Origin of the sequence: Phenylobacterium sp. (genome assembly GCF_031412415.1) — a bacterium.
In the GTDB taxonomy this organism is placed as follows: Bacteria; Pseudomonadota; Alphaproteobacteria; order Caulobacterales; family Caulobacteraceae; genus Phenylobacterium.
In genome coordinates this window covers 1-4,811 of sequence record NZ_JANOCX010000156.1, presented here as the reverse complement: position 1 = coordinate 4,811, position 4,811 = coordinate 1, and the positions used below count along the sequence as shown (strand labels likewise).

The window sequence follows — 4,811 nt, the reverse complement described above, 5'->3', positions numbered from 1 at the left end:
GGCGAGCCGCTGGCCGGCCGGCTGCTGATCTATGACGCGCTGGCGGCCGAGACACGGACGGTGAGGATCGGAGCCGATCCGGAGTGCGAGGTCTGTAGCCCTACAGCATCGCCGGAATAACCCGGTCCGGCGGCCGGTGGCCGTCCATCCAGGTCTTCAGGTTGATGATCACCTTCTCGCCCATGTCGGTGCGGGCCTCGACCGTGGCCGAGCCCAGGTGGGGCAGGAGGACGGCGTTGGGCAGCTTCAGCAGCTTGGGATTGATCGCGGGTTCGAACTCGAAAACGTCCAGGCCCGCGCCGGCGATGGCGCCGGTGGTCAGCAATTCGGCCAGGGCGCCCTCGTCGATGATCTCGCCGCGGGCGGTGTTGACCACGATGGCTTGGGGCGGCAGCAGCTTGAGGCGGCGCGCCGAGAGCAGGTGGTAGGTGGCGGGTGTGTGCGGGCAGTTGACCGAGATGATGTCCATCCGGGCCAGCATCTGGTCGAGGCTCTCCCAGTAGGTGGCCTCCAGCTCCTCGGCGATCAGGTGACTGACGGGTTTTCGGTTGTGGTAGTGGATCTGCATGCCAAAGGCCCGCGCGCGGCGCGCCACGGCCTGGCCGATACGGCCCATGCCGATGATCCCCAGCCGTTTGCCGTTGATCCGCCGGCCCATCATCCAGGTGGGGGTCCAGCCGGTGAAGCCGCCGTCCTGGGCCAGGTTGGCGCCTTCCACGATGCGGCGGGCGACCGTCATCATCAGGGCCATGGTCAGGTCGGCGGTGTCCTCGGTCAGTACGCCGGGCGTGTTGGTCACCGTGACGCCGCGCGCGTTGGCGGCCGCCACGTCGATGTGATCGATCCCGGCGCCGAAGTTGGCGATCAGCTTCAGGCGCTCGCCCGCGCCGGCCAGCAGGTCGGCGTCGATCTTGTCGGTGATGGTGGGCACCAGGGCGTCGGCGCGGGTGAGCGCGTCGGCCAGGGCCGCGCGGCTCATGGGCGCGTCATCGAGGTTGAGCTCGGTGTCGAACAACTCGCGCATCCGGGTCTCCACGGAGTCCGGGAGGCGGCGGGTGACGATGACTTTCGGCTTGCGGGCGGCCATGGGCGTTTTGAAAGGAATCTTTAACTGCGAGAGGCGCGGATTGCGTTGATACCAGGAACCTCTAGCAAAGCCCCCATGGACGGCCAAGGCGAGCCTCGACTGATCGAACGTAACACATGGACAGCGCCTCTCCTGGCGGCGGTCGTGTTGCTGGGCCTTTCGTGCCTGCCGGCGCGAGCGGCGGAGCGGGCGACCCCGTCCGGCTATCCGGTGCCGCGCTACATCACCCTGAAGTTCGACGAGGTCTATGCCCGGGCCGGCCCCGGCGAGGATCATCGCCTGCTCTGGGTCTATCGGGTCAAGGGTCTGCCGGTGCAGGTGGTGGCCGAGAACAGCGAGTGGCGCCGGGTCTGCGACCCCTCCGGCGGGGTCGCCTGGGTTCACAAGCGGTTGACCGACGGACGGCGCAACGTGCTGGTCACCCAGGGCTCGCCGGCGGCGATCCGCAAGAAACCGAAGGCCGGGGCCGAGGTCGCCGCCTATCTGAACCCCAGGTCGATGGCCGCGTTGCTCCGCTGTGAGAAGGGCTGGTGCAAGGTCAAGCTGGACGGCGCGACCGGCTGGACCCCCGCCCAAGGGCTGTGGGGCGTGTCCGACACCCTCCAATGCAAGGGCTCGCGCGCCCGTTGAGCCTTGGCTCCGGCTCTGCTAGGGCCTGACGGTCACGATTCCCCATGGCCTCCGGGGCCGCCGCGAAGAAAGCCGACCATGAGCCAGGGTGTGAAGGCCAAGGACCACTACAGCTTCGAGGAGCTGATGGCCTGCGCCCGCGGCGAGATGTTCGGCGCGGGCAACGCCCAGCTGCCGGCCCCGCCGATGCTGTTGTTCGACCGCATCACCAAGATCACCGACGAGGGCGGCGCCCACGGCAAGGGCAGCATCGAGGCCGAGTTCGACATCAACCCGGACCTCTGGTTCTTCGGCTGCCACTTCATCAACGACCCCGTCATGCCGGGCAGCCTCGGCCTGGACGCCCTTTGGCAACTGGTGGGCTTCTACCTCGGCTGGATCGGCGGCAAGGGTCGCGGCCGCGCGTTGGGCTGCGGCGAGGTGAAGTTTGGCGGCGAGGTCACGCCGGGCATCAAGAAGGTCACCTACAAGATCGAGATGAAGCGGGTCATCAATCGGCGCCTGGTCATGGGGATCGGCGACGGGGTGCTGGAAGCCGACGGCGAGCCCATCTACTGGGCCCAGGACCTCCGGGTCGGCCTCTATCAGCGGTAAGGAGCCCAGCATGCGCCGCGTCGTCGTCACCGGGATCGGTATCGTCTCCTCGATCGGGAACAACGCCAACGAAGTCCTGGCCTCCCTGCGGGACGCCAAGTCCGGGATCAGCTTCTCGCCGGAATACGCCGAGCTGGGCTTCCGCTCGCAGGTCCATGCCAAGCCCAACCTGGAGTGGGAGAGCCTGGTCGACCGCCGTGCCGCCCGCTTCCTGGCCCAGGGCACGGCCTTCGGCCACATCGCCATGGAACAGGCCATCGCCGATTCCGGCCTGGAAGAGTCGGACGTGTCGAACGAACGCACCGGTCTGATCGTCGGCTCAGGCGGCCCCTCGACCAAGGCGATCATCGAGGCGGCCCATACCGCCAAGGAGCGCGGCCCCAAGCGGGTCGGGCCCTTCGCCGTGCCCAAGGCGATGAGCTCGGGCGCCTCGGCGACGCTGGCAACCTGGTTCAAGATCAAGGGCCTGAACTTCTCGATATCCTCGGCCTGCGCCACCTCCACCCACTGCATCGGCTCGGGCTACGAGCAGATTCTGATGGGCAAGCAGGACGTGGTGTTCGCCGGCGGGACCGAGGAACTGGACTGGACGCTGAGCGTGCTGTTCGACGCCATGGGCGCCATGAGCTCCAACTTCAACGACAACCCGTCCACCGCCAGCCGCGCCTATGACGTGGCCCGTGACGGCTTCGTGATCGCCGGCGGGGCCGGGATCGTGGTGCTGGAAGAGTACGAGCGCGCCAAGGCCCGCGGGGCCAAGATCTATGGCGAGATCGTCGGCTATGCCGCCAATTCCGACGGCTTCGACATGGTGGCGCCGTCCGGCGAGGGCGCCGTGCGCTGCATGCGACTGGCCATGGAGGGCCTGGGCGGTCGCAAGATCGACTATTTGAACCCGCACGGCACCTCGACCCCGGTGGGGGACACCAAGGAGATGGGCGCGGTCCGCGAGGTGTTTGGATCCAACGTGCCGCTGATCTCGTCCACAAAGTCGCTGACCGGCCACAGCCTGGGCGCGGCCGGGGCGCAGGAAGCGATCTATTCGATCCTGATGCTGAACAACGGCTTCGCGGCCAAGAGCGCCCACATCGAGAACCTCGACCCCGAGTTCGCCGACCTGCCGATCCTTCTGGAGCGGAAGGACACCGAGCTGCAGACCGTGATGTCCAACAGCTTCGGCTTCGGCGGCACCAACGGCTGCCTGGTGATGGCCAGGGTCTAAAGGACGCTCACGCGAACGCGGCTTGCGCCGCTTGCCCGCCCCGTTCACAAACCTGCTCGAAAAAACGCGAGGGAGACGCGCATGGCGAAGGATGGCTGGGACTTGCCCACGGGCGAGCTGATGAAGGGCAAGAAGGGCGTCGTGATCGGCGTGGCCAATCATGACTCCATCGCCTGGGGCATCGCCTCGCAGCTGGCCGCCCAAGGCGCCGAGATGGCCCTGTTCCATCTGCCGGGCATGGAGCGCCGCGTCCAGCCGCTAGGCGAGAGCATCGGGGTCAAGACCATCGTGCCGGTGGATGTGACCCAGGACGACCAGATGGACGCGGCGTTCGCGGCCGTCGAGGCGGCCTTTGGGACCATCGACTTCTTCGTCCACGCCATCGCCTACGCCCCCCGCGACCAGATCAAGGGCAGCTTCGTCGACAACGCCACCCGCGAGGGCTTCCTGCAGGCCATGGACATCTCGGCCTACAGCTTCGTCGACTGCGCCCGACGCGCCGAGAAGCTGATGCCCAACGGCGGCTCGATCATCTGCCTGACCTATATGGGCTCGGAACGGGCCATCCCGAACTACAACACCATGGGCGTGGCCAAGGCCGCCCTGGAGGCCGCGAGCCGCTATGTGGCGCGCGACCTGGGCCCCAAGGGTATTCGTGTCAACGCATTGTCACCGGGCGCCATGCGCACTCTTTCGCTGGCCGGGATCTCCGGCGGCAAGGGCATGCTGGCCAAGGGCCGTGACCTCTCGGCCATGAAGCAGGACACGTCCATGGAGGGCGTCGCGGGCGCGGCCCTGTGGCTGCTGTCGGACCTCGGCCGCTCGACCACCGGTGAGCTGATCCACGTGGATGCAGGCTTCCACATGATGGGCTTTACCGAGGACGACGAAGGCTAAGCGTTCGCGCCGCCGTCAATGGTGAAGGCTGCGCCGTTGGCGAAGCGGCTTTGGGGACTGGCCAACCAGGCCACCATGGCGGCGATGTCCTCCGGCTTGCCGTATTCCGGGATCGGCATTCGGGCCCGTTGCGAAGCGGCGCCCGCGCCGTCGGAGGGGTTCATATCGGTGTCCGTGGCGCCTGGATGGACCGAGTTCACCGTGATCCCGCGCGGTCCGAGGTCGTGGGCCAGGCCCTTGGTGAAGCTGACCAGGGCCGACTTCGACGCCGAGTAGAGCGTGATGCCCGCCTGCGGCACCCGCTCGGCCAAGCAACTGCCGATATTGATGATCCGACCGCCTTGGGGCAGGTGCGCCACGGCGGCCTGGGCGGCCACGAAC

The 4,811-nt window shown here is 67.6% G+C and carries 6 protein-coding genes and 1 pseudogene; 5 read left to right on the top strand and 2 right to left on the bottom strand.

Going from position 1 to position 4,811, the window contains the following annotated elements; all coding sequences use genetic code 11:
• Positions 1-120, top strand: a pseudogene (locus tag RMO04_RS07490) (molybdopterin biosynthesis protein MoeB); the annotation flags it as partial.
• Here RMO04_RS07490 and RMO04_RS07485 read toward each other — a convergent pair.
• Positions 101-1,087, bottom strand: coding sequence for a D-glycerate dehydrogenase (locus RMO04_RS07485; RefSeq protein WP_309644157.1), 987 nt, complete (start codon positions 1,085-1,087; stop codon positions 101-103). The pseudogene RMO04_RS07490 and the gene RMO04_RS07485 sit on opposite strands and share 20 nt — an antisense overlap.
• A gap of 75 nt (positions 1,088-1,162) precedes the next feature.
• Between RMO04_RS07485 and RMO04_RS07480 the strand changes: the two genes are divergently transcribed.
• From RMO04_RS07480 to RMO04_RS07465, 4 genes are all read left to right on the top strand, one after another.
• Entirely contained in the window at positions 1,163-1,717 is a 555-nt protein-coding gene (locus RMO04_RS07480) for an SH3 domain-containing protein (protein ID WP_309644156.1), read from the top strand.
• 78 nt (positions 1,718-1,795) lie between these two features.
• A complete protein-coding gene (gene fabA, locus RMO04_RS07475) occupies positions 1,796-2,311 on the top strand; it encodes a 3-hydroxyacyl-[acyl-carrier-protein] dehydratase FabA (RefSeq protein WP_309644155.1) in 516 nt (171 codons plus the stop codon).
• Between the two features lie 10 nt (positions 2,312-2,321).
• Positions 2,322-3,533 (top strand): beta-ketoacyl-ACP synthase I, encoded by a 1,212-nt coding sequence (gene fabB / locus RMO04_RS07470; RefSeq protein WP_309644154.1) that lies wholly within the window; start codon positions 2,322-2,324, stop codon positions 3,531-3,533.
• An 81-nt stretch (positions 3,534-3,614) separates the two neighbouring features.
• Positions 3,615-4,430 (top strand): enoyl-ACP reductase, encoded by an 816-nt coding sequence (locus tag RMO04_RS07465; protein WP_309644153.1) that lies wholly within the window; start codon positions 3,615-3,617, stop codon positions 4,428-4,430.
• Here the strand turns inward: RMO04_RS07465 and RMO04_RS07460 are convergent.
• On the bottom strand, positions 4,427-4,811 hold a 385-nt coding region (locus RMO04_RS07460), incomplete at its 5' end, for an SDR family oxidoreductase (protein ID WP_309644152.1). The two genes, RMO04_RS07465 and RMO04_RS07460, sit on opposite strands and share 4 nt — an antisense overlap.